This window comes from Arthrobacter sp. ISL-30, from assembly GCF_018613855.1.
Classification (GTDB): Bacteria; Actinomycetota; Actinomycetes; order Actinomycetales; family Micrococcaceae; genus Arthrobacter.
Genome location: NZ_JAGGPK010000016.1, coordinates 16,619 through 38,264, shown reverse-complemented (window position 1 = coordinate 38,264; position 21,646 = coordinate 16,619). Strand labels below are relative to the sequence as shown.

Below are 21,646 nucleotides of genomic sequence, written 5' to 3'. Positions count from 1 at the left end.
TGCGCGTGGCGTGCTGCAGAGCACCCTACCAATGGGTTGCGACATAAAAGCGGAGCTACGCCGGGATCTTGGAACACAATTCTGTGAGCGGTGCCATTGATGCGACGGGTGTGCTGATCCTCACGTCGGGGGCTACGGTCGGCGGGCCGTTTCGCCGCCGCTGGCCTTGCCTGTGGATTTGAATGATCGGTTCTGCTGCAACTGCGCCATGCGGGCCTCGCACAGGTCAAGCCACCGAAGCTCGGCCTCGGTCTGGAAGATCAGTGAGTCCAGGACCAGCAGCCAGGCGGTGTCTGCTGGCCGCTGGTTGGCAACCGTGTCGCGACGGGACTTTGTGTAGTCCTGCAGTGCTGCCCGCGATGCTGCACGCTGTGCCCGGATGACAGGGGCGACATCCACTCCTGGCAAGGTCACCGCGAGCGCTAGTTTGATCGCGAGTTCATTGCGCGGTGGAGTCCGGCGTCCGACGGCGGCTGGAAACCACTCGCGAACTTCCATTCGTCCCGCTTCGGTGATGCCGTAGACGACGTGGCCGTCGCCGTCGTCGCCCATTTTGGAAACCAGCCCGTCACGCTCCAAACGGTCCAAGGTGGTGTAGACCTGACCGATATTCAGGGGCCACATGGCGCCGGTGCGGTCCTCGAATTCGGCGCGAAGCTGGTATCCGTAGCGGGGCTGGTCGTGCAGGAGCGCGAGCAGGCTGTTACGGATCGACATGGTCCTATTAGAGCAGGCTCCCTAGAGGAGCATCAGGACCTTGCCCACGTGCTCGCCGGAGTCGAAGTACTCATGCGCGTCCTGGACCTGCTGGAGCGGAAATGACTTCGCTACCAGCGGCTTGATGCGCCCCTCGCTGACAAGCGGCCAGACGGAGTCGCGGACGGCATTCATGATGATGCCCTTCTCGGCGACGGATCGGGGGCGAAGCACCGTGCCAATGATCGCTGCGCGCTTCCTGAGCAGCAGGCCAAGATCGAGTTCCCCTTTGGCTCCGCCTTGGAGGCCGATCACGATCAAGCGCCCGTACTCGGAAAGGGCCTCAAGGTTTTGCTTGAGGTACTTGGCGCCCACGACGTCGAGGATGACGTCGGCGCCCTTTCCACCGTTTAGCTCCTTCAGGCTTTGGGCGAAGTCACTCTCGGCGTAGTTGATGGCGATATCGGCTCCGAGGAAAGCCTTGGCAGTGCCAACCTTCTCTTCCGAACCTGCTGTGGTCGCCACTTTCGCTCCCAGGGCCTTGGCCAGTTGGATGGCCATGGTTCCGATGCCGCCGGTTGCCCCGTGGATGAGCACCGTCTCGCCCGCCTGCAGCTGCGCCGTCATGACCAGGTTTGAATATACGGTGGCTGCTGCTTCCGGCAGGGCGGCCGCAGTGACGAGGTCGACGCCGTCGGGCACTCGCAGGACCTGTTCGGCTGGCACCGCCACCTGCTGGGCATATCCGCCGCCCGCAAGCAGCGCTACCACCTTGTCGCCGACCGAGAAAGGCTTCCCGACGTTGGGGCCGAAAGCGGCAATGCGTCCTGACACCTCAAGTCCCGGAATCTCGGAAGCGCCTGGCGGCGGCGGATAGAAACCGCGCCGCTGCTGCACGTCAGCCCGGTTTAGGCCGGCAGCGACGACGTCGATGAGCACCTCGCCGGGGCCGGGCACCGGAGCGGGAACGTCGCGGATCTCCAACACTTCCGGTCCGCCCGGCTGCGAAATAAAGACGGCTTTCATGGCAAGCTCCCCTTCTCCTGGCCCATTCCTGCAACGACTTCCCATTTCCTACACCAAAATGCCGGGAATTTTTTGTTGCAGCCAACTCCCTATGAAACACTACTAGTCAGGGAAGGTTGTCCGAGCGGCCGAAGGAGCTGGTCTTGAAAACCAGTAGGCGGCAACCCCGTCTCATGGGTTCAAATCCCATACCTTCCGCGCAGTGGGCCCCGGCTTCTGACTAGTTCAGGAACCGGGGCCTTTTTGCTGCCATGGAAGGTTCACCTGGAACTCACGGCGCAGGCATTGAAAACTGTCAGAGGTCCGGCATAGTGTTCTGACTGTCTCCACCGCATATCCACCGTCCGCGGCGCACGTCGCTGGACCCCACCTTGTCGGATCAACCGGATCAAACCAGGAGCCACACTATGCCGAAACCAGAAATTACCCCCGGCGCACCTTGCTGGATCGACCTGATGACCTCGGACACCGAAAGAGCCAAGACGTTCTACTCCGCACTCTTTGGCTGGACCTATGAAGCCGGTGACGAGGAGTTGTACGGCGGCTACATCACGGCGTTCAAGGACGGAAACATGGTCGCGGGGATTATGCAGAAGCAGGAGGACATGGCCCAGATGCCCGATGTCTGGTCGACGTACCTCCGCACTGATGACATCAACGCCACCGCCGAAGCGGCAGCCGCGAACGGCGGCCAGGTCTTCCTCGAACCCATGGAGGTACCGGAACAGGGACACATGGCGATGTTCGGGGATGCAACCGGAGCCCCTGTCGGTGCCTGGCAGTTTGGCCGGCACCAGGGCTACGAAGCCGCGGCCGAACCCGGAACGCCGGTATGGCATGAGCTCCACGCGAAGGACTACGACCCCGCCGTTGCCTTCTACCAGAAGGTGTTTGGCTGGGAAACGGACGTCATGAGTGACACCCCCGAATTCCGCTACACCACCCTGGGGGCAGGCGACGATGCCAAGGCCGGCATTATGGACGCGTCCGCGTTCCTCCCGGAGCAGGTGCCGTCCAACTGGCAGATATATTTCGGCGTCGACGATGCCGACGCCACCATTGAGTCTGCGCTCGCGCTGGGCGCCACGCTCATCGAGCCCGCGCAGGACACACCGTTCGGGCGCATGGCAACGCTGGCTGACCCCACGGGCGCCATCTTCAAAATCAACCAGGACCCCGGGCAGGCAGACTAAGAACGCCGGGGAGGGGTGTTTCACGCGGGCCGGGCGGGGGTTTAGGCTCCGAGGATGTGGCGGGCGATCTCATCGGCGTCGCGCAGGGTTCGCTGGGCACTCGTGTAGGCAGGACCCTCGGGCGGAAAGGCCTCAGCGGCGATAGCTGTGCCCCATTGGGTAGAGGACAATTGCAGCCCAAGGACATAGAGGCCGGCTGTTACGGCACCGTTGGCCCCGACTGCCTGATACGGGTGCGGCTCTACATCCAGCCCGGAGGTCTGGACCGGCGTTCCTTCAGCCGTCATCATCAGTTTCGGGCGGGCCAGCCCGTCGGCGAAAAGCTGGCGCACAAGTTCGGAATCGCTTGCCGCAACACGGTTGGCAGGCGCCAGCGCCTCCACCATGGTGCGCGCTGACACAGGCCCGTCATGAACCCAGGGCGAGGCGGCAGTGAACCTACCCGCGCGATGGTCGACGCTGAATTTTGGGTCGGGGCCGATGAAGCTCACGATTCCTGCTCGAGCGAGCGCTGCCAGTTGCTGGGCACGGATGGCTGGTGGACCGCTGGCGAGTCCCTCAATGAAGGATTCGAACCAGCCGCGCAATTCACCGACCCAGGATTCGTCCGTAATGCCGCCATCTGCCACTGCATCTTTGAGAACGGCCCGGCCGGCATGGAGAGCGCCAATGGCCATTTTCACGGGGTCCGACTCCCCTAGCGCCGACCGGCGGGCATCGTCGTCCAGGTAGTCCACGATGGCGGCGTCCAGTTCCGTCCGGGAAGGGAAGGATCTCCCGGCCAGCGGGGCAGCCAGCCCGGAAAGGTCCAGGATGAGATCTGCGGAGACGTACTTGTGCACGATATCCGCGACTCTTGCCTCCCAATGCCCCGCCCTGTGGGAATGCGGACGTAGCGCGACGTCGAGGGAACGCAGGAACTCTTGTTGCTTGTTGACCCCGCCGGACTCGGAGCTTACAAGCGTCGAATAGTAGGCCCACAGAACATCCCGATGCAGGAGTGGCCAAAGGTCATGATCGAATCCGGGCTGGATCCCTGCTGCGGAGAAACGCTGCAGGGCCGCGTCGGTGAGGTAGCGGAGCTTGACGTTTCGAGGGTAATAGCGGTCAAGTTCAGCCTTGGTCCGATAGGGGGTTCCACGGCGCGAGGCCGCCAGGATCAAGGGCTCGGCGCCTGAGGGAAGGTACTCCAAGGCACTCCCCGATTCGACAAACTTCCCGCCTCGTCCCTCCGTCAGCTGGCCCATAACGTCGAAGAAGTTCAAGCCCATGCCACGGACGAGCACCGGCTCGTTCGCCGGAACCTGCGACCAGTCGACGTCGGCCGGGGCCGCAGGCGGGAAGTATCGCAAGCCCAGCCGGTCCGCGGCCTGGCCGAACGATCTCTGTTCAGCGTTCAGCGTGGACTCCAGATGTCCAAGGGACAGCACTACCGCATCGGCGGGAATCGAACTGCCGGTTGCCAGCCCGACGTCGAACCGCTCTTCAGTTCGTCGAACGGAAACTGCACTGGCCTGGTGGAAGGCAAGGTCGACGCCGTCGGGCAGCATGGCGAGCAGGGCCTCCAGTGTTGAACGCAGGTAGCGTCCATACAGGGCGCGACTAGGGAAGTGATGGGCCTCAAGGGAGGCAAGTTCAGCCCGTTCGTCGGCCGTCAGTCCAGTGCCGTCGACCCTTCGCGACTGCCTCCACGCTTCGAAGGTGCCGCCCGCCAGGGCAGGAGCCAGCTCCGGTTCCTCGGGGATCACTGTGGGGTAGAACGACTGCGTATTCATCAGGTAAAGCCGTGACTGGTTGGGCTGCCATACGTGTCCCGAACCTGCAGGATATGGGTCTATGACATCCAATCTCAGCCTTCGCCCGGGGGTCCCGTCCTTGGACGTTAACGAAGCCCAGTTGGCCAGCAGCCGCTCCAGGGCGCTGGTGCCGCGCGGACCGGCACCAATTAGCGCTACCCGAATACTCTGCGATTTTCCCACGCCCTCCAGCCTAGCTTCCTGTGACTTGCTAACCTCTCAGAAAGGCATCCTAGGATGGGGCGATGACCACCACAGCAGCTGACCAGACGCCCGTGTCCAACAATGAAAGTCCCCTGGAGCCCGCGTTGAACGAAACCACGGTTGTTGCCCCCGAACCTGTTGATGAGAACATCTGGCTCGAGGAGATTCATGGGGAGGAGCAGCTGGCCTGGGTCCGCGAACAGAATGCGCGCACCGAGGATCTCCTGAATGATGCCGAGTACGGGAAGCTTGAGGAAAAGATCCTCGAGGTCCTCGATTCAACCGACCGGATCGCGATGGTCAACAAGCGAGGTGACCACTACTACAACTTCTGGAAGGACAAGGACAACCCCAAGGGGCTGTGGCGCCGCACCACCTGGGACAGTTACCTGACTGACTCCCCAGAGTGGGATGTGCTGTTGGACGTAGATGCCCTGGCAGCTGCCGAGGGAACGGAATGGGTCTTCCACGGTGCCGCCTTCCTGCGGCCGCCGGAGGGCGAGGACTATCGCATGGCGATGATTGCCCTCTCTCCCGACGGCGGTGACGCGAACCGCCACCGCGAGTTCGACGTCGAGACGAGGTCCTTTGTCGACCCGGTTTCGGGCGGGTTCGACATTCCGACGGCGAAAGGCAACCTGGCGTGGCTGGACAAGGACACTCTCCTGCTCTCCACCACCGCCGAGGATCTCCCGAAGACCAGCTCCTCCTATGCCAGGACGGGCGTGAAGCTCCAGCGCGGGCAGACGCTGCAAGCGGCAGAGCGGCTCTTCGAGATCCCGGAGGACCACATGATGGCAGTCCTTGCCCACGACTCCACGCCCGGATTCGAACGGACCTTCGCCGTTGACCTGATCGACTTCTACAACCGCACCACATTCGTCCTGGGTGATGGCGAATGGATTGCCATCGACGTCCCCACTGACGTGAACCTCAGTGCCCACCGGGAATGGATGCTGTTCCGCCCCCAACAGGACTGGGAACTCGATGGAAGCACCTACCCGGCCGGATCGCTCCTGGCGGCGAAGTTCTCGGATTACCTGGCCGGGGAACGCGAACTGCTTGTGCTCTACACGCCCGACCAGCACACATCCCTGCAATCCTGGAGCTGGACCCGCGATTTCCTCCTGCTCAACCTGCTGCGGGATGTGTCGTCGGAAATCAGGGTCCTGGATCCGTCCCGTCCGGATGAGACGGGCAATTGGCAGGTTTCCGCACTTGACGCGTGCCGTCCCCTGCATGACGTGAACGCGTACGCCGTCGACGATGAAGACGACGGCGGCGCCGGGAACGACTATTGGCTTATAGCGACTGGTTTCACGACCCCCACGACACTAACTCGCGGCACCCTGAGCCGCGACGACCTGAATCCCGTAGAGGCCGGCGGCACAGCCGGCCCGGTGGCGAGTACGCACGCCGTCATCAAGACTGCGCCGTCATTCTTTAATGAGGACGAATACGAAGTCCAGCAGCACTTCGCCGTCAGCAAGGACGGGACGCGCGTCCCCTATTTCCAGATTGCGTGTCGTGACCTGGTGCTGGACGGCCAGAATCCCACACAGCTCTCGGGCTACGGCGGATTCGAGGTCTCCCGAACGCCTGCCTATAGCGGAATTGTCGGCCGGGCGTGGCTTGAACGGCGCACTGACGCCCACGCGGACGGTTCGGGCGGCCACTCGAGGGGCGGGGTGTACGTCGTCGCGAACATCCGAGGCGGCGGCGAATACGGCCCAACCTGGCATCGGGCCGCGCTTCAGGAGAAGCGGCACCGTGCCTACGAGGACTTCGCCGCTGTCGCCCAGGACCTTATTTCCCGCGGTGTGACAAGCCGTGGGCGATTGGGCTGTGTTGGCGGCTCCAATGGCGGGCTCCTGGTTGGCAACATGCTGACCCGGTACCCGGAGCTTTTCGGCGCGATCTCCTGCGGCGTTCCGCTCCTGGACATGCGCCGCTACACGAAGCTGTCTGCCGGTTATTCGTGGATCGCGGAATACGGAAACCCCGATGATCCCGAGCAGTGGGAATTCATCCGCACGTTCTCCCCTTATCACCTCCTTCGTGACGGCGTGGACTATCCGGAGACGTTTATCTGGACCGCGACTTCTGATGACAGGGTGGGGCCGGTGCAGGCGCGGAAAATGGCCGCACGAATGCAAGCAATGGGCATCCCCAACGTCTGGTTCCATGAAGCGCTTGAAGGCGGCCATGCAGGAGCCTCAGACAATCGGCAGGCAGCGGCGCTTCAGGCTCGCAGCCAGCATTTCCTGTGGCGGGCCCTTGCCGGAGAGGCCTGACCGTTTTGCACTGTGTGCCCCATTCTGCGTATCCTTGGTGGGCTAGCAATAGCAATTGGAGACGTGCCAGAGCGGCCGAATGGACTTCACTGCTAATGAAGGGTCGGGGTTAAACTCGACCGGGGGTTCAAATCCCCCCGTCTCCGCGTTTGGCCCCGGTCCTGGACCGGGGCCTTTTGCGTTTCCGGACGTCGAAGCGGCCGGCCTCAGTTCCTGGCGCGGCTGACTTCCGCGCCCGCATGCCGAGGGAGCGTCAGGCTGTCAATCGTGCTGAGCAGCATCAGGGCGGCCATCGCAAGGAATGCCCAGCGGTAGGGTCCGATTTCGTCGGACCCGGCGAAAGGTGCCGCCTCGAAAAGCCGCAGGAGCAGTGCCCCAACAGCGATACCCGCACCATGCGCGAGCTGTACAAGAGTTGCGGACATTGCGTTGGCTGACGGCAGTTGGCCGGGAACCACATCTGAGTACTGCACGGACGCATAGGCCGAAAATCCGATCGACCGGAACGCTCCGCTGAATATCAGCAGGGCGAAAATGAGTGGTTCCGGCATGCCTGGGTTTAGGAGCGCACAGGCGGCGAAAGTTGTGGCCGAAGCCAGTGAGGCGAAGACGAGGACAGGTTTGAATCCGAAGCGTCGAATGATGGGCGTCGTAGCGGGTTTGATCCCGATATTTCCGACGAATACGGCGGCAACAACGGCGCCTGCCTTCAGTGGGTCCCAGCCGAAGCCGTCCTGGAACAGCAGAGGCAGCAGGAAGGGAATCGAACTGATCGTGAGCCGGTAAACAAATCCGCCGGTGGACATCGCACGAAAAGTGCGTGTTCGAAAAACCCGCAGGTCGAATAAGGGAGCGGAGGTCCTTAGCATCCACCACGCAGCTGCAGCCAGGGATGCAAGTCCGCCCGCGATCGACACGGTGGGCCACCATTCTCCCCCGTGACCACCAACACCTTCCAAGCCCACCACCAGGGCACCGACGCCGAGCGTGGTGAGTGCCAGCCCAACCCAGTCAAGCCTGCGCGCCCTGTCTCCGTGGCCGCTGGGCACCAGGCGCAGGGCCGCCACGAAGGCGGCGAGGCCCAGTGGAATGTTGATCAGGAAGATCCAGTGCCAGGAAAGGTAGGTGGTCAGGGCTCCTCCTACGAGAGGCGCAAGTACTGGCGCCAGCAGCCCAGGCCACACGAGGTAGGCGGTGGCGCGCAGGAGGTCGGATTTGGGGGTTCCCCGGAGCACCGCAAGCGTCCCTACTGGCACCATCATGGCTCCGCCCATCCCCTGGACTATTCGGCTGATGGTCAACGTGGCCAGGTCCGGGCTGAGTGCACAGGACAGCGAGGCCACGGTGAATAGCGCGATAGCGAAGCAGAAGACACGCCTCGCGCCGAGCCGCTCGCCCAGCCAACTGCTAAGGGGTATTCCCATCGCAACAGTCATGAGATAGGCGGTCATCGTGATGTTGACATCCGCCGAGGCCACCTTGAAATCTGCGGCGATGCTGGGGATCGCGGTGGTCAACACAGTTCCATCGAGGAACTCCATGAAGAAGGTCGCTGCCACGAGCAGAGCCAATTTGGGTTGCCACGTAGAGTGGTCAGCATCGCTCACGCCCGCAGGGCTCGAAGTTTTACTCATGACTCCGCTCTGGACGGTTCTGCGAAAGGGCCTATTGGGGCCGGAGCCGTTTGCCGTTTCGCAAGAAAAGGGTTTCCCACGATCCTAGGGCGACGTCTTCCAGCCTGCCATCCTGGAACCACTGTTACATCGAAGAGCAGTGTTACATCGAAGAGCAGTGTTACATCGGGCTGGCGGGCCGCCTGTGGATTCCGGTGGTTATCCGGCCTGCCCCTTATCCTGCTTGTGCCAATACGAGTGGCAGCACGGCTCCCGCCCCTGCCTTCCTCAACGCACGTCCGGCGATAGTCAACGTCCAACGGCTATCCACCAGATCGTCCACCAGAAGCACGCTCTCCCCCTGGAAGGGCTCCAAGGCGCCCTGTAGGTCGTGACCAACGGCGAGGCGCTCCCAGACCCCGGCCAGCCGATAGGCGCTGTTGCCTCCCCTGCCTCCTGTTGGTCCGCCATGCTGCAGCGTCAGCTCTCCCAGGTAAGGCAGTTGTCCAATTTCTGCGATGCCCCGGGCCAGAGACTGCACAAGCTCCGGTTTATTTCTCGAGGGGATGCTGACCACAGCCGCTGGTCGTCCCGAACCGCTCCAGCTTGCGACACGGGGACCACCCGTTGCCCATTCCCGCAGCACCTGCACACACGCCTGCAGCATTGCGGGCTCAAGGCTCCGATCCAAGGCGCCCGCGCTGAAAAGCTCGCGGAGGGATCCGCCCCACCCCAGATCGGTCAGCCGCGCAAGAACCCTGCCCTCAGCGACGCTTTCATCGGGTTTGATCTTTCCCTTGGCCGCCACGCCAAGCCGCTCCATACCGCTTGGCCATTGAAGCCTGGCCTCAAGTGCGACACCCGCACGTCTCAAGGTTCGGCCGGCAGCATCCGCAGCAGTTGTATCGATCTCAAGGGGGAACCATCGACCGGCACAGTTATCACAGCGGCCACAGCTTCGGGCGGAATCGTCATCGAGAACCGATGTAATGTACTCCATCCTGCAACCGGCCGTGTCCTGGTAGATGACCATGGAATCCTGCTCATCCACACGAGCCTGCGCGATCCTGGCATAACGTTCGGCGTCGTAATCCCACGGACGTCCCGTCGAGCGCCAACCGCCCCCTACTCGCTCCACCGCGCCGTCAACCGCGAGAACCTTAAGGAGGAGCTCCAGGGGCGTGCGGCGGAGATCCACCCTCGATTCCAAGGCCACGGTGGACAGCGCCGCGCCGGATTCGGAGAGCGCTGAAAGCACGGCGGCGGCCTTTTCCTCGGAGGGCATCGATGCCGTTGCAAAATATTGCCAGATGTCACGGTCCTCCTTGCCCGGGAGGAGCAGCACATCGGCATTGGCAGCACCTCGACCTGCGCGGCCAACCTGCTGGTAATACGCCACAGGGGATGACGGTGCGCCCAAGTGGATGACAAAACCCAGGTCCGGCTTGTCAAAGCCCATCCCTAACGCAGAGGTAGCCACCAACGCCTTGACCTGATTGCCTTTCAGCAATTGCTCGGCCCTCTCGCGATCAGCGGGGTCCGTCCTGCCCGTGTACGCCAGGACATGGTGTCCGGCCTCAGCCAATAGCCGGGCCGTGTCTTCAGCGGCCGAGACAGTCAATGTATAAATGATGCCGCTGCCCGGCATCTGTCCCAGGTGCGTGAGCAGCCAGCCCAGGCGCTCCCTTGAGTCGTTCAGGGTGAGCACTCCAAGCCGGAGGGATTCACGGCCAAGTGAACCCCTGATAGTCAGCACGCCCCGACCGAGCTGCTCCTCAATGTCATGCACGACCCTTGAATTTGCCGTTGCCGTCGTGGCAAGCACCGGGACGCCTTCGGGTAGTTGCCGTATGAGATCCGAGATACGACGATAATCCGGGCGGAAATCGTGCCCCCAGTCGGAGATGCAGTGGGCTTCGTCAATGACAAGGAGTCCGGTCCGCCGAATCAGCTCAGGTAACTGAGTCTCACGGAATGAGGGGTTGGTCAATCGTTCCGGAGAAACCAGAAGGACATCCACCTCATCCGCCGCCAGTTGTGCAAGTACGTTGTCCCATTCGAGCTGGTTGGCCGAGTTGATGGCCACCGCCCGTACCCCTGCCCGGGCGGCCGCAGCAACCTGGTCCCGCATGAGGGCCAGGAGCGGAGACACGATAAGGGTAGGTCCTGCGCCACGGCGGCGCAGCAACAGCGAGGAGACAAAATAGACCGCGGACTTGCCCCAGCCAGTGCGCTGGACCACCAAGGCCTGGCGACCACCATCCACAAGCGCCTCTATTGCTTCAAACTGACCTTCATGGAAATCCGCCTCGGGCCTGCCCACCAGTTCGCGCAGGACCTTCAAAGCATCGCGTCGCGTTGCGGACAGTACTGCTGCTGATTCCTGGTTATTGGCCATTGCTTCAGTATCCCAGTCGCCTCTGACAGGAAAAACCACCCTGCGGCTGCATGTGGAAAAGTTAGGAACACTGTCCAGCTACCTGGATTCGGCTCAGTTATTCACAGGGCGGCCTTTATTGATAATCCGGGAGCGTGCTCACAGTAGGATGAACAGCGTGACTAGCGAGCAGATTAAGACTTTCGACCTATCGGACTCCTTCAAGGCTTACGACGTCCGGGGCATCGTGGGTAAATCCATTACGGCCGAAATCGTCGAGGCAGTCGGAGCGGCCTTCGTTGACACCCTGGACCTCGCGGGAGAGACAGTCCTTGTGGGCGGTGACATGCGTCCGTCGTCGCCGGAGTTCAGCAAGGCCTTTGCGAACGGAGCCGCTGCTCGTGGCGCGAACGTTCAGCTCCTTGACCTGATTTCCACCGACGAACTTTACTACGCGTGCGGTGCCCTGAACGCCGCTGGCGCCACGTTCACGGCAAGCCACAATCCGGCCAAGTATAACGGCATCAAGATGGCCAAAGCCGGTGCCCAGCCCATTTCATCCGAGTCGGGCCTGAAAGAAATACAGGCCCTCGCTGAAACATACTTGAACCAGGGGTCCATTCCGGAAGCCGCTATTCGGGGCAACATAAGCGTCCGCGACGTCCTGAAGGACTATGCGGAGTACCTGCGCAAGCTGGTTGACCTCTCAGGGAGCCGGCCGCTGAAAGTTGTGGTCGATGCCGGTAACGGCATGGCGGGCCTCACTACGCCGGCGGTTCTGGGCGACACCTTGCTGTCCAAGCTGCCCCTGGAAATCATCCCCCTGTACTTCGAGCTGGACGGTTCCTTCCCCAACCATCCCGCAAATCCGCTCGAGCCGGAGAACCTCCGCGACCTCCAGGCTGCAGTGGTGCAGCATGGTGCGGACATCGGCCTTGCCTTCGACGGCGATGCGGATCGCTGCTTTGTAATCGATGAAAAGGGCGAAACCGTTTCTCCCTCCGCCATCACGGGCATGGTTGCGCGGCGTGAAATCGCCCGTGCACAGGCTATGGGTGAAGAGCAGCCGGTCATCATTCACAACCTGTTGACCTCACGGGCGGTCCCCGAACTCGTGATCCAGGACGGCGGCCGCCCTGTCCGGACCCGTGTTGGCCACTCCTTCATCAAGGCAGTGATGGCTGAGGAGGGCGCTGTGTTCGGCGGCGAACACTCCGCACACTTCTACTTCCGCGATTTCTGGAACGCCGACACTGGAATGCTGGCCGCCATGCATGTGCTTGCAGCCCTCGGCGAGCAGGACCAGCCGCTCTCTGAGCTTGGACGGCAGTATGAGCCCTACGTGTCCTCCGGTGAGATCAACTCCGAGATTGAGGACAAGGCTGCCGCCGTCGAGCGCGTGCGCGAGAACTTCGCCAATGAGGATATCGAGATCGACCACATGGATGGAAGCACGTTCACTGCAAGGGACGGCAGCTGGTGGTTCAACCTTCGCCCTTCCAACACGGAGCCGTTCCTGCGCCTCAACGCTGAGGCCCAGGATGAAGGAACCATGGCCCGAATCCGCGACCGCGTGCTGGCCATCGTCCGGGCATAGGCTGAACCATGAGTCAGCAACCGTGGCGTGAAACGGTCCCCGAAGAAACTGCCCTCGATATGGAGAATCTCTTGGGCACGGGGATCGGCGCTGCCCGCGAGCAGCTGGAGAACCATGGCTGGTTCCTGCCTTTCGCCCTGGTCGTGGAGAACGACGGCGATGTGAGAATACTCGCCGTCGCGCCCCAGCCTGCAGCGGAACCCGAGCTGGCAACGGAACCCGAGTCAGCAGCGGAACCCGAATCAGCAAGTGAGTTCGATGCCAATGCAATGCTGAGCGATCTCGCGGAGCTCCTGCGACAAAATCGCGGAGACTTCCGGGCCGCTGCGCTGGTCTGCGACATCACCTTGGTAGAGGAAGACTCGGATGCGATCCATGTCGCGGCGGAACACGAGGACGGTTCGGTCTTTGCCGCCGTTCTGCCATATGCTCCTGGGAACAACAGCGGCTGGGAATTCGGGGAACTGGCCGCAGATGAAAACGAACCGATCATTTGGGCGGACTAGTCCGCCATAAGCTGGTGCCATGAAAATCACTGCCTTCTCCGACGTGAGCCTTCGGGCCATGATGGTGCTTTCCGCCGCGCCGGAGGGCAGCCTGCTGACGACGCAGAGCATCGCCGACGCGATCAATACGCCCTATAACCACGTCAGCAAGGCCATTGCGAAGCTGCGCGAGCTGGGCATGATCGACGTCGCCCGCGGGCGGCATGGCGGCTCCCGGCTCAGCCCTGCCGGGCGTCAGGCCACCGTGGGCCAGCTCCTTCGGGAATTGAACACCCGGATCGATCCGGCCGATTGTATTTCCATCCACGGCAACTGCCCCATGATCCATGAGTGCAGGCTTCGGGTCGCCCTGGCCCGCGCTCGCGAGGCCTTCTACCGCGAACTCGACGACGTCGTCGTCGCCGCCCTGCCCGGATCATCACAAATGGAGCCTGTCTTCCAAGCCATAGGCCTGCGACCCGGGCTGTAAGAGAACCGCTGGCCTAGACCGCCGCCGGCGTTAAGCGCCCGGCATTAGCTAAACGCCGTATTAAACGCCCGACGGCGGTCCCCGCCTTCCGCTGAAGGTGGGAACCGCCGTCGTACTTCTTCTTGGGAGCCTAGCTCAGGCGCTCCTTGAGCCCCTGAAGTTCAGACTCCAGGGCGGGCGGCAGGGAGCTGCCGAAATTCGCGAACCACTCTTCGATGGAGGCAAGTTCGGTGGCCCATTCCTCGGGATCCACACGTACGGCATCCTCCACCTCGGCAGGAGTCATGTCGAGCCCAGTGAGGTCGATCGAGTCACCCGTCGGAACGAAACCGATGGGAGTCTCAATGGCCTCGGCCTTGCCCTCGAGCCGCTCGATGGCCCATTTGAGGACGCGGGCGTTGTCGCCGAAGCCGGGCCAGGCGAAGCCGCCGTCCTTGGTGCGGCGGAACCAGTTGACCAGGAAGATCTTGGGCAGACGCTCCGGGTTGGCCTTTGCCGACAGGTTGACCCAGTGGTTCAGGTAGTCCCCTGCGTCGTAGCCGATGAAGGGCAGCATGGCCATCGGATCGCGGCGCACGACGCCGACGGCACCTGCCGCGGCAGCGGTGGTTTCCGAGGACAGGGTGGCACCCATGAAGATGCCGTTGGACCAGTCGCGGGCCTGCGTCACCAAGGGGATTGTGGTCTTGCGGCGTCCGCCGAACAGGATGGCGGAAAGTTCCACGCCCTCAGGGCTGAAGTACTCGTCCGCGAGCATGTCGATCTGATCGATGGGGGTGCAGAACCGCGAGTTCGGGTGGGCTGCCGGGGTTCCGGCTTCCGGTGTCCAGGAATTGCCCTGCCAGTCGGTCAGGTGCGCCGGAACTTCCTCCGTCATGCCTTCCCACCACACGCCGCCGTCATCCGTCAGGGCAACGTTGGTGAAGATGCTGTTGCCCTTGGCAATAGCGCGCATGGCGTTCGGGTTGGTACCCCAGCCGGTGCCAGGGGCGACGCCGAACAGGCCGGCCTCGGGGTTGACGGCGCGGAGCTCGCCTTGCTTGCCGAAACGCATCCAGGTGATGTCGTCCCCAAGCGTCTCGACCTTCCAGCCTTCAATGGTGGGATCCAGGAGCGCAAGGTTGGTCTTGCCGCAGGCGGAGGGGAAGGCAGCGGAGACGTAGTAGGTCTTCTGCTCCGGCGAGGTGAGCTTGAGGATGAGCATGTGCTCGGCCAGCCAGCCCTCGTCACGTGCCATGACGGAGGCGATGCGCAGGGCGTAGCACTTCTTGCCGAGCAGGGCGTTTCCTCCGTAGCCCGAGCCGAAGGACCAGATGGAGCGCTCCTCGGGGAAGTGGACAATCCACTTGTCCGGGTTGCACGGCCAGGCAACGTCCTCCTGGCCCGGCTCAAGCGGGGCTCCCAGGGAGTGCAGCGCCGGTACGAAGAACGCGTCGGTCTGGGTGATGCGGTCCAGGACATCCGTTCCGATGCGGGCCATGATGCGCATGGAGGCCACCACGTAGGCGGAGTCGGTGATTTCAACGCCGAACTTGGGATCCTCGGCATCAAGGTGACCCATGACGAAGGGAATGACGTACATGGTGCGTCCGCGCATGGAGCCGGAGAAGAGTCCGCGAAGCTTCTTCTTCATCTCGGCCGGAGCCATCCAGTTGTTGGTGAAGCCGGCGTCGCGCTCATTTTCAGAGCAGATGAAGGTCTGCTCCTCGACACGGGCCACATCAGCCGGATCAGAGAACGCCGCGAAGGAGTTCGGGAAGGTTTCCGGGTTGAGCTTCCGCAGGGTCCCTGCAGCAACAAGCTCGTCGGTCAGTCGCTGGTTCTCCTCGTCGCTGCCGTCCACCCAGTGGATTCGGTCCGGCTGGGTCAGCTCAGCAACTTCTTCCACCCATGCCAGCAGGCCTGCATGCGTGGTGGGTGCCTTCTCAAGCAGCGGCAGTCGCGCCAGATCGCCCATTGCGTTTCCCTTCGTCGGGGTAAGTGGTCTGTGTCCTAAATGCTAGGGGGCCGCGGACCAGACCAATTCGAGATCAGACGTGGGATCTCCGGGGGTGACAAGAGGCAAACCCCGAGAATTCAAGGTTTCTGAAATCAAAAAGCGCCAAATTCGTGAGGAAGGTCACATAGACCGGTCTAGTTCGCCACATTACACAGTTCTCGATTTGGAACCTTGCGGCATCTCCAGTAAAGTTTATTGAGGTTCGAGGGGGTCAGCGACTCCCAAGGACACGAAATGCGCCCATAGCTCAGCTGGATAGAGCGTCTGTCTACGGAACAGAAGGTCAGGGGTTCGAATCCCTTTGGGCGCACAGAATGAAGGCTCTGGAATCGCAAAGATTCCAGAGCCTTTTGCATTGTGTCCGGCTTTGCGGCAAGCCTTCCGTAGCATTGAACTAGGCGGATACGACCTCCGCGACCCGACGCCGCATACCGTCGAAATGCGTGTCGAGCAGCTCAGCTGCAAGGGTTTTATCCTTCGAGGCGACAGCAGCGTAAATCTTTCGATGGACCGCCACCGTTTCCGGAAGCCCTTCATCATCCATCCCTAACTCAGCCGGAATTTTGCTGTAGACGCTCCAGAAGACATCCAAAAGGCTCATCAACAACTCATTATCCAGGGGCTCGAACAACCTCCTGTGGAACTGCGCGCTGGCTGCAATCATGTCCTCCCCCGCCGCCGCAAGCTCCTCCATCAGTGTGACCGCTTCGTCAATGGCGGCAAGCTGCTCCGCGGTCATGCAGTCAATGGATCCGCCGATCAGTCCTGATTCGAGCGCCCGCCGGACTTCAATAAGCTGTAATGCTTCCACGCCCCGATGACGCAGGGAAAGCCTGCTACGAAAGGACAGGCCATCGGCGAGCGCCTCAAGGTTGCTTGGCGCGACGAACATGCCGAAACCGTGACGAATCTCAATGACGCCCAGGGCCTGGAGGACCTTCAGCGATTCACGCAGGGTATTTCGGCCAACGCCCAAAGCGAGGGACAACTCGTTTTCTGTGGGGAGAGGATCGCCGGCTTCAAGTTTCCGATCAAGGATGAGTTCCATGATCTCTGACTGCAGTGCCCGCAATCTTGCCTGGGCACTGAACCTCGCCTGCGGAACGATGCGTGAGGTCGCCATGGACCCTCCGTTCAGTTGCGCCCGCCCGGCGCCGGGTAGGGCATGGTCTGAACAGAATATTGGATGTCCCATGTCCCGGTATGTAGGACACTGCCCGATTCTGCGAAATGGAAGCATCTGAGCCACTGCCATCGCAGGCGTAGGCTTCTCCCATGTCTGAGGAGAGCTCCCGGGAATTTGATGTGATAGTGGTCGGCGGGGGCGCCGTCGGAGAAAACGTTGCTGACCGTGTGGCGCAGGCAGGGCTCACCACAGTAGTCATTGAAGCGGAACTGGTAGGCGGCGAATGCTCCTACTGGGCGTGTATTCCGTCAAAAGCACTTCTGCGGCCGGGAAGCGTACTTCACGCTGCCCAAGCGGTACCCGGCGCAGCGGAGGCCATCAGCGGCACCCTGCATGCCAACACGGTGCTCAGCCGGCGAGACTGGTTCACGAATAGATGGCAGGACGACAGCCAAATCCAATGGCTCGACAACGCAGGGATCGAGCTGCTTCGCGGGCGGGCCCGCATCACGGGACCCCGCGAAGTGCAGGTGGACGGCATTAACGGCAATAGCTACGCGCTGAAGGCCCGGCATGCTGTAGTTATTGCAACGGGCTCAACCCCCGTCATCCCCGATGTCCAAGGCATACGGAGCGTTCCCTTCTGGACAACGCGAGGAGCCACGTCGGCCAAGGAGGTGCCCCGCCGTCTTGCGGTATTGGGCGGCGGCGTGGCGGGCGTCGAACTTGCCCAGGCCTTCGCACGGCTCGGCTCCGCTGTGACCATCGTGGCCAGGGGCCGACTGCTGCGCGCCTTTCCGGAAGAGGCAGCTGAGCTGGTGGCGGCAGGGCTCCGGGCGGACGGCGTCGAACTGCGGCTCGGAAAGGAGCCACGGCAGATTGGGCAGAACGACGACGGTTCCCTATCCCTTGCGTTCGACGACTGCCGCACCGTGATCGCGGACCGGCTCCTGGTGGCCTCAGGCAGGCGACCTGCCGTGGAGAACCTCGGCCTCGAAAATGTGGGCGTGGACCTCGACGACGGCAAGCACCCTCGGCTCGCCACGGATTCCACCGGGCTTGTGGAGGGCTCCGCTAGCGACGGCACCAATGGTCTCTGGCTCTATGCTGCTGGCGATGCGGCAGGAAAGGTTCTTCTTACCCACCAAGGCAAATACGAGGCCCGGGCTACCGGTGATGCAATCGCGGCGCGAGCAGCCGGCAACCTGCGTGGAGCAGCGCCGCCCTGGAGCCCTGCAGCCCGTACCGCGGACGAGTTTGCCGTTCCCAATGTGGTCTTCACAGATCCGGAGATCGCATCGGTGGGTCCGTCGCTGGAGCGGGCAAGGGAGAACGGCCTCAGGGCAGGCAGCGTTGAGCTCCCCATCAACGTCTCGGGCTCCCAGCTCTACGCCTCTGACTACAAGGGCTGGGCGCAATTGGTGGTGGATGAGGATCGACGCGTCGTGGTGGGGGCAACGTTTGCCGGGCCGGGCGTCGCAGAACTGCTCCATGCGGCCACAATCGCAATCGTCGGCGAGGTGACTTTGGGTCGTTTGTGGCATGCCGTTCCTGCCTTCCCCACAATGAGCGAAGTGTGGCTGCGGCTGCTCGAGAAATACGGGCTGTAGCCGTACCAAACTTGGGGACTTGCTCCGATAACGGTATGCAACCGCAATCTCCCACTCCCGGGGACCGGCTCCGCGGTCGACGATGATTAACCTCATGTGTCACATGGGGAACAGCGGCAAACTTGCGATCGTGTCGGCATGCGTTGCCACGGGTCTTTTGGTATTCACTGCCATCACCCTTGAAGAGGCCGCCATGTTCACGTTCCTCGGCGTCGTTGCAGTTGGTTATCTGGCATCAATAGCAGAGGTTCTGTCACGCCGTCGCTACTTTGCCCTTGTTTTGGGGGCGATCGGTTCCAGCCTGTTCGTGGGCTTCGCTATTGCCTTCCTTCGAATGTGGGGGCTCGCATTCAACGAGGATGCTAATGCCACGGGAATCGCGGTCAGCACGCAGGATTCGGACAGTTACTTCTATCTGGCCGTTGCCGCCGGTTTCGCCACACTGCTGGTGCTCTTCGCGGGAGCTGTATGGCCCGGGCGGCGAAGGAAGGACGTCCGTCCTGTAGGGAGGACCCGCGGCAGGCAGCCTGAAAAGCGCCGACCGTCAGGCAGGACTGCGCCAAGAACGGTCCCGCGGGCCGCACAGCGTTCGGTCCCGCAGTCCGCCTCAACGTCCAAACGCCCGACGGCGGTCGGCCCCATGCAGGGCAAGGGAACGGCAGGACAGGGCAAAGGGGCAGCCGGGCAGCGTAAGGGCGCCCCGCGCCGCTGAAGAACGTTAGGGTGTGCGAGGATGCTCCGTTCGCGGCGTATCAGGTTTGCCATCGTCCCGGCGCGCTGTATCGGCTCGGGATTGGTCGGCCCGCACTTGAGTACCGGACCGATCATCAGCCCGTTCGCCACGCATTGAATCCCTGCGCTGGCCGGTTTTGACGTCAGGATCCAACTCATCCGCCTTGCGGAGGCGTTCCTGCGTTTCTTCGCGAACGCCCTGGGCATCGTGCTCCTGGGCCTCCGCCTCCCTGCGAAGTTTCTGGGCCTCAACTTCGGCGCGTTGTGCGTCAGCCTTGGCGCGCGCGGCCCTGGCTTCGCGTTCCTGCACCTCGATTTCCTTTTCCCGGACCTGGTCCCTCATCTCGGCGGCCTTCTGCCTGGCCGCCCCCGCACGCTGTTTGCGTCCGAGAAACATCACGAGCGCGATGACCGCCAAAACTACAACGATCGCGACGATAATCCATACAAGCTGACCTATATCCACGGTGATCCGCCCCTTTTCGTCTGGCTGCTCCGGATACGTCCAGTAAACAACGGAATCGGAACAGTAACCATGGGAGGGAACCGGGGAATTCCCGAAGCTAGTCGGGCAGTTCCATCTGAAAGCCGCAGGCGCAGCGAAGAACACGCGTTGCGAGGTAAACGCTCAGGGAATCACCCGATGTTTGATCGGTCGACTCGCGGACATTGATACTTCTGACCTCTGACCCGATCCTTTTCATCGGCTGTCCACAGTGGATGTAGTGGCCACCGAAAACGAGAACATCAGGTGTTTCCCCGAGCCGATTCAGCAGTCTTGCTATGTCTGCAACATCTGCCGGATGCCTGTAAGCAAGCATGCACTTGGTGCAGATGTAGGAGACCTCCACCAACGTTGGGGAGGGCGCGTTGAGGTCATCGATGGCCCCTATGACCAGGTGGTAGTCGCTGTAGCATCTGCCGCAATGGAGCGGCAGGGCATGGGGTATTGGAGGCCTGGAGTTGAAGTCGCTGGAACTGATGGACATGGTCATGCCGCAGGTGGGTAGCTGGACAAGATGTAATCGGCGGCGGCAGGGCCTGTCATACGCAGGCGCGCGTCGTGGATATCGATGCCGCAGAGGTGCATGCCCGCGCGGAAAGCTATGTCGGTTCTGGGTTCGACGCCCTGAAGCGCGCACCAGCTGACGTATAGGCCGTAAAGACAATCCGGGCCAAGAGGGCAGTCGGTGTCAGGGTCCGGAATAGTCGTGTCTTCAAGGAACAGTTCGAAGTGCGAGGTGGCCATCTGTGGCTCATTTCCGCTTCTGCATCATGTGCCACCGGGTGACAGCAGTGACGGCTCTTTCGGCCGGTGCAGAACGGACGAAAGGGGGCCGGGAGTTTAGTCCCGGCTCCGTATCTGAAACTACGCCGTACTCCTGTCCCTGTCCAGATGCAGGTTCTCCTTGCCCAGATGAAGCTTCCGGGAGGTCGTTCCTCCGATGCCGGATTCAGCGCCTTCGAGCCCCTCCTCCGGAATGTGGGCAGCGGTCAACGGCGGGGCCGACCGCTTCCCCTGCAGGACGGCCGTGGCCACCCCGCCAAGGAGCAGCAGCCCGCCGAGCATCTCTGCCGGCGTCGGCGTCTCCTGGAGCATTAGCCAGGCCGCCGTCATGCCGACAACGGGCACAAGAAGGGTAAACGGCACCACGGCTGAGCTCGGGTAAAGGCTGAGGAGCCTGTTCCAGATGCCGTAACCCACCAGGGACGCGAACATTGCCGTGTAAATCGCGCTCAGGATCGTGGCTGGCTGGAGATCCAGCAACGTCCCCATCACTGCATCGGCTCCATCCACGATGAGGGACAAGCCGGCGAGGGGAAGCGGCACCACCGCGCCCGACCAGACCACCAGTCCGAGCCCGGACGCCGCCTTGGCCTTGCGCGCAATGACGTTGCCGGCCGCCCACGACAGAGCCGCGGCGAGGACAATAAGCAGCGGCAGCACCGGCGCGACAAGACTCCGGCCCGCTGCTACCACCGCGAGTCCCGCCACCCCCAGGACAACACCGAAAATCTGGCGCCGGTTGGGACGCTCCCCCAGGAATTGTGCCGCCATCAGCACAGTGAGGAGCACCTGGGCCTGTAGGACAAGCGAAGCAAGTCCGGCCGGCATGCCCATCGCCAGCGCCAGGTACAGGAGCCCGAACTGGCCCGCACTCATAAAGAGCCCGACGCCGAGAATCACCTTCCAGCTCACCTCCGGCTTTTTCACGAAGAAGATGAACGGGAGGACCACGAGGACGAAGCGAAGGGCGACGAAAAGCAAGGGCGGAACTTCGCGGCCATTGGCGTGGAGGCCGAAGTCGATGGCTACGAAATTCAGGCCCCACAGAACGGCGACGAGGACGGCGAGCATGGAGTGGCGAGGGGTCATGTTCCCAATCTGACACTGAAGCGAATGAAGC

General features: G+C 62.3%; 18 protein-coding genes and 3 tRNA genes. 10 read left to right on the top strand and 11 right to left on the bottom strand.

Features of this window, described 5'->3' with window-relative positions:
- Window positions 1-132: 132 nt before the first annotated feature.
- Both J7E82_RS07160 and J7E82_RS07155 read right to left on the bottom strand, forming a co-directional pair.
- A complete protein-coding gene (locus J7E82_RS07160; RefSeq protein WP_214861939.1) occupies window positions 133-717 on the bottom strand; it encodes a PadR family transcriptional regulator in 585 nt (194 codons plus the stop codon).
- A gap of 21 nt (window positions 718-738) precedes the next feature.
- Complete coding sequence (locus J7E82_RS07155) at window positions 739-1,722, bottom strand: NAD(P)H-quinone oxidoreductase (RefSeq protein ID WP_214861938.1); 984 nt, start codon at window positions 1,720-1,722, stop codon at window positions 739-741.
- Window positions 1,723-1,832: 110 nt separating this feature from the next.
- Between J7E82_RS07155 and J7E82_RS07150 the strand changes: the two genes are divergently transcribed.
- A tRNA-Ser gene (locus tag J7E82_RS07150) sits at window positions 1,833-1,920 on the top strand.
- 209 nt (window positions 1,921-2,129) lie between these two features.
- Window positions 2,130-2,915 carry a VOC family protein gene (locus tag J7E82_RS07145; protein WP_214861937.1) on the top strand — a complete coding sequence of 262 codons (786 nt, stop codon included), beginning with the start codon at window positions 2,130-2,132 and terminating at the stop codon, window positions 2,913-2,915.
- 41 nt (window positions 2,916-2,956) lie between these two features.
- On the opposite strand, the gene J7E82_RS07140 is transcribed toward J7E82_RS07145, so the two are convergent.
- On the bottom strand, window positions 2,957-4,894 hold the full coding sequence (locus J7E82_RS07140) for an FAD/NAD(P)-binding domain-containing protein (protein WP_214861936.1): 1,938 nt from the start codon (window positions 4,892-4,894) through the stop codon (window positions 2,957-2,959).
- 62 nt (window positions 4,895-4,956) lie between these two features.
- On the opposite strand from J7E82_RS07140, the gene J7E82_RS07135 reads away from it, so the two are divergent.
- A complete protein-coding gene (locus J7E82_RS07135; protein WP_214861935.1) occupies window positions 4,957-7,209 on the top strand; it encodes a prolyl oligopeptidase family protein in 2,253 nt (750 codons plus the stop codon).
- A gap of 57 nt (window positions 7,210-7,266) precedes the next feature.
- Window positions 7,267-7,355, top strand: a tRNA-Ser gene (locus tag J7E82_RS07130).
- Between the two features lie 60 nt (window positions 7,356-7,415).
- On the opposite strand, the gene J7E82_RS07125 is transcribed toward J7E82_RS07130, so the two are convergent.
- Together J7E82_RS07125 and J7E82_RS07120 are read right to left on the bottom strand one after the other, a co-directional pair.
- A complete protein-coding gene (locus tag J7E82_RS07125; protein ID WP_214861934.1) occupies window positions 7,416-8,843 on the bottom strand; it encodes an MFS transporter in 1,428 nt (475 codons plus the stop codon).
- Between the two features lie 214 nt (window positions 8,844-9,057).
- Complete coding sequence (locus tag J7E82_RS07120) at window positions 9,058-11,220, bottom strand: ATP-dependent DNA helicase RecQ (RefSeq protein WP_214861933.1); 2,163 nt, start codon at window positions 11,218-11,220, stop codon at window positions 9,058-9,060.
- Between the two features lie 157 nt (window positions 11,221-11,377).
- On the opposite strand from J7E82_RS07120, the gene J7E82_RS07115 reads away from it, so the two are divergent.
- From J7E82_RS07115 to J7E82_RS07105, 3 genes are read left to right on the top strand one after another with little or no spacing between them, the layout of a single operon-like run.
- Complete coding sequence (locus J7E82_RS07115; RefSeq protein WP_214861932.1) at window positions 11,378-12,796, top strand: phosphomannomutase/phosphoglucomutase; 1,419 nt, start codon at window positions 11,378-11,380, stop codon at window positions 12,794-12,796.
- Window positions 12,797-12,804: 8 nt separating this feature from the next.
- Complete coding sequence (locus tag J7E82_RS07110) at window positions 12,805-13,302, top strand: hypothetical protein (protein WP_214861931.1); 498 nt, start codon at window positions 12,805-12,807, stop codon at window positions 13,300-13,302.
- A gap of 19 nt (window positions 13,303-13,321) precedes the next feature.
- Window positions 13,322-13,771: an Rrf2 family transcriptional regulator gene (locus tag J7E82_RS07105; protein WP_214861930.1), complete on the top strand. Its 450-nt coding sequence runs from the start codon at window positions 13,322-13,324 to the stop codon at window positions 13,769-13,771.
- Window positions 13,772-13,901: 130 nt separating this feature from the next.
- Here the strand turns inward: J7E82_RS07105 and J7E82_RS07100 are convergent, their stop codons facing one another.
- Window positions 13,902-15,728, bottom strand: a complete 1,827-nt coding sequence (locus tag J7E82_RS07100; protein WP_214861929.1) for a phosphoenolpyruvate carboxykinase (GTP) — start codon at window positions 15,726-15,728, stop codon at window positions 13,902-13,904.
- A 278-nt stretch (window positions 15,729-16,006) separates the two neighbouring features.
- Here J7E82_RS07100 and J7E82_RS07095 point away from each other — a divergent pair.
- Window positions 16,007-16,080, top strand: a tRNA-Arg gene (locus J7E82_RS07095).
- 84 nt (window positions 16,081-16,164) lie between these two features.
- On the opposite strand, the gene J7E82_RS07090 is transcribed toward J7E82_RS07095, so the two are convergent.
- Window positions 16,165-16,893, bottom strand: coding sequence for a FadR/GntR family transcriptional regulator (locus J7E82_RS07090; RefSeq protein ID WP_214861928.1), 729 nt, complete (start codon window positions 16,891-16,893; stop codon window positions 16,165-16,167).
- A 152-nt stretch (window positions 16,894-17,045) separates the two neighbouring features.
- Here J7E82_RS07090 and J7E82_RS07085 point away from each other — a divergent pair, with 152 nt between their 5' ends.
- Together J7E82_RS07085 and J7E82_RS07080 are read left to right on the top strand one after the other, a co-directional pair.
- Complete coding sequence (locus J7E82_RS07085; RefSeq protein ID WP_214861927.1) at window positions 17,046-18,506, top strand: NAD(P)/FAD-dependent oxidoreductase; 1,461 nt, start codon at window positions 17,046-17,048, stop codon at window positions 18,504-18,506.
- Between the two features lie 130 nt (window positions 18,507-18,636).
- Entirely contained in the window at window positions 18,637-19,218 is a 582-nt protein-coding gene (locus tag J7E82_RS07080) for a hypothetical protein (protein WP_214861926.1), read from the top strand.
- Between the two features lie 6 nt (window positions 19,219-19,224).
- On the opposite strand, the gene J7E82_RS07075 is transcribed toward J7E82_RS07080, so the two are convergent.
- The 4 genes from J7E82_RS07075 to J7E82_RS07060 form a co-directional block, all read right to left on the bottom strand.
- Window positions 19,225-19,704 (bottom strand): hypothetical protein, encoded by a 480-nt coding sequence (locus J7E82_RS07075; protein ID WP_214861925.1) that lies wholly within the window; start codon window positions 19,702-19,704, stop codon window positions 19,225-19,227.
- A 97-nt stretch (window positions 19,705-19,801) separates the two neighbouring features.
- Window positions 19,802-20,233: a hypothetical protein gene (locus J7E82_RS07070; protein WP_214861924.1), complete on the bottom strand. Its 432-nt coding sequence runs from the start codon at window positions 20,231-20,233 to the stop codon at window positions 19,802-19,804.
- Window positions 20,230-20,487 (bottom strand): hypothetical protein, encoded by a 258-nt coding sequence (locus J7E82_RS07065; protein ID WP_214861923.1) that lies wholly within the window; start codon window positions 20,485-20,487, stop codon window positions 20,230-20,232. Before J7E82_RS07065 ends, J7E82_RS07070 begins: the two co-directional genes overlap by 4 nt.
- A 120-nt stretch (window positions 20,488-20,607) precedes the next feature.
- The gene (locus J7E82_RS07060; RefSeq protein ID WP_214861922.1) at window positions 20,608-21,615 is read right to left on the bottom strand and encodes an EamA family transporter; all 1,008 of its coding nucleotides are present in this window, start codon (window positions 21,613-21,615) and stop codon (window positions 20,608-20,610) included.
- Window positions 21,616-21,646: the final 31 nt, after the last annotated feature.

Bases quoted from the DNA above. Each gene is read 5' to 3' on its own strand.
- J7E82_RS07160 (WP_214861939.1), bottom strand. From the start codon at position 717: ATGTCGATCCGTAACAGCCTGCTCGCGCTCCTGCACGACCAGCCCCGC.
- J7E82_RS07155 (WP_214861938.1), bottom strand. From the start codon at position 1,722: ATGAAAGCCGTCTTTATTTCGCAGCCGGGCGGACCGGAAGTGTTGGAG.
- J7E82_RS07145 (WP_214861937.1), top strand. From the start codon at position 2,130: ATGCCGAAACCAGAAATTACCCCCGGCGCACCTTGCTGGATCGACCTG.
- J7E82_RS07135 (WP_214861935.1), top strand. From the start codon at position 4,957: ATGACCACCACAGCAGCTGACCAGACGCCCGTGTCCAACAATGAAAGT.
- J7E82_RS07125 (WP_214861934.1), bottom strand. From the start codon at position 8,843: ATGAGTAAAACTTCGAGCCCTGCGGGCGTGAGCGATGCTGACCACTCT.
- J7E82_RS07120 (WP_214861933.1), bottom strand. From the start codon at position 11,220: ATGGCCAATAACCAGGAATCAGCAGCAGTACTGTCCGCAACGCGACGC.
- J7E82_RS07110 (WP_214861931.1), top strand. From the start codon at position 12,805: ATGAGTCAGCAACCGTGGCGTGAAACGGTCCCCGAAGAAACTGCCCTC.
- J7E82_RS07105 (WP_214861930.1), top strand. From the start codon at position 13,322: ATGAAAATCACTGCCTTCTCCGACGTGAGCCTTCGGGCCATGATGGTG.
- J7E82_RS07100 (WP_214861929.1), bottom strand. From the start codon at position 15,728: ATGGGCGATCTGGCGCGACTGCCGCTGCTTGAGAAGGCACCCACCACG.
- J7E82_RS07090 (WP_214861928.1), bottom strand. From the start codon at position 16,893: ATGGCGACCTCACGCATCGTTCCGCAGGCGAGGTTCAGTGCCCAGGCA.
- J7E82_RS07085 (WP_214861927.1), top strand. From the start codon at position 17,046: ATGTCTGAGGAGAGCTCCCGGGAATTTGATGTGATAGTGGTCGGCGGG.
- J7E82_RS07070 (WP_214861924.1), bottom strand. From the start codon at position 20,233: ATGACCATGTCCATCAGTTCCAGCGACTTCAACTCCAGGCCTCCAATA.
- J7E82_RS07065 (WP_214861923.1), bottom strand. From the start codon at position 20,487: ATGGCCACCTCGCACTTCGAACTGTTCCTTGAAGACACGACTATTCCG.
- J7E82_RS07060 (WP_214861922.1), bottom strand. From the start codon at position 21,615: ATGACCCCTCGCCACTCCATGCTCGCCGTCCTCGTCGCCGTTCTGTGG.